Source organism: Butyrivibrio sp. (assembly GCF_017940685.1).
GTDB lineage: Bacteria > Bacillota > Clostridia > Lachnospirales > Lachnospiraceae > Butyrivibrio.
In genome coordinates this window covers 1-1885 of record NZ_JAGAYD010000055.1, presented here as the reverse complement: position 1 = coordinate 1885, position 1885 = coordinate 1, and the positions used below count along the sequence as shown (strand labels likewise).

Genomic DNA, 1885 nt, shown 5'->3' with positions numbered 1-1885 from the left:
TCTTGCTGGTGTAGCTGTAGTTAAGTTCCTTATCCCTGCTATTGAGGGAGTTCATGAGGTAGTAAGCCCTGTTGTCTACGAAGTTTTGGCAATTATCCTTGCTGCCATATTTGGTGCGGATTTTGCCCTTACTGAGGCCAGTCTCTCTGCTCTTTTAAAGGATGTTAAGCAGATGCATGAGGAATTCAATGAAAAGGCCCAGGAGAGATACGAGAAGGTGGCAGCTGCGCCTAAGGTTATAGAGCAGAAAATAGCAGAGGGAAAAGAGCTTGCTGAGGAGCGCCATGAACAGCTGGCAAGGGCATATGCTCAGAGGCTGTCCCTCAACCAGAAGAGGATCCTTCTTGGAATTGAGAAGATCATGCCAAAGGCAGAACTGCCTGTGGAGTTTAAGGGTAAAAACTTACTGGTAAGTTCACTGAAAGACAAGGTAAGGGAGCTTAGAAAAAATAACAAATGATATCTGGGAGGAGAAGGCAGGATGAGACTTACAGCACAGCAACAGGAAATCTATGACGGAAAAAAGGGAAAGACCTACGCCAAGATCATGGAGACGCTGGTACGCTATGGCGAACTCTTTGGGGCAGAGGAAATGGCAGAGGTTACCGGAGAGTACGGACATCTGGTAACAAGCTTTGGACTTAAGGTTATCGACCCCGTTTACAAGCTGATGGATGAGCTTATTGAGGCGGGAGTTGTATCCAAGCAGAAGTTTACAATGGACCCAAGGCCACTTGATAAGAGCGTTCCCTCAGGTCCACTGCAGGATCTGGTATTTTACAAGTTCATGTACTCAGAGCAGGGAAGATATGAGAAACAGCTTGAAAAGCTAGGCTTAAAAGGTAAAGACGGATTTTCCTGCGCCTGCTATTTTGATGAGCAGGGAAACAGACCCAAAAAAGGCGATATCTTAAGCTGGGCTGAGTCATCAGCGGTTGTTTATGCCAATTCAGTTCTTGGCGCAAGGTGCAACAGAAACTCAGGAATCATTGAGCTTTTCGGCTCTATCCTCGGATGCGTGCCCAAATTTGGACTTTTAACTGACGAGGGGCGAAAGGCTACATGGAAGGTGGAAGTTAAGACTACTAAACTGCCTCCTGCACAGGTCCTTGGTTCAGCCATTGGCATGAAAGTAATGGAGGATGTTCCCTACGTCTATGGCCTTTCTGAGTACCTTGGAACAGAGCTTACACCAAGTGTGTGTGACTATCTTAAGAATTTCGGCGCTGCTACCGCATCAAATGGAGCGGTAGGTCTTTATCACATTGACAAGCTGACTCCTGAGGCGGCTGAGCTTGGAGAGAGCCTTATTGCTGATGGCGCAAAGACCTACGTTATCGATGATGCAGAGATACAGCGTGTAATTGACAGCTATCCCATCATTTGGAAGAATGCAGATGCAAAGCCGAAAATGTGCTTTATAGGCTGTCCTCATCTGTCTAAGAACGAGCTTGTTGGCTGGATAGATGACATTTACGAAGGGGTAAAGGCTTCCGGCAGAAAGACTACCACAATACCAACAGTTCTCACCGCGGCTCCTGGGGTTTTGGAGGCAATAAAGGGAACAAGGGAAGAGAGCATGGCACAGGAGATCAAGCTGACTCTCAGCTACATCTGTCCGCTTATGTACTGTGACAATCCGCTTGTACATTCAGTTCCAATAATTACCAACTCCAACAAGCTCAGAACTTACACCTCATGCCGTTTTTATGAGGACGACAAGATATTATCCATGATCACAGGACGATAGTGTCAAATGATCTATGAAAAAACTGAGTCAAAAAAATAGGCTCAGATGAACCTTGAAAATCGCAGATATTTACATTGAGGTAACCGGACGCCACCCTTGACAGCACAATAAATAACTGCTGACGGTTAATCACCG

Annotated in this window: 1 protein-coding gene and 1 pseudogene; both read left to right on the top strand. The window is 46.1% G+C overall.

The annotated features are described in order from the left end of the window. Positions 1-460 (top strand): annotated as a pseudogene (locus tag J6I68_RS04135) (hypothetical protein); the annotation flags it as partial. Positions 461-481: 21 nt separating this feature from the next. Beyond that, complete coding sequence (locus tag J6I68_RS04130) at positions 482-1750, top strand: aconitase X (protein WP_292217712.1); 1269 nt, start codon at positions 482-484, stop codon at positions 1748-1750. The last annotated feature ends 135 nt before the right edge of the window (positions 1751-1885 follow it).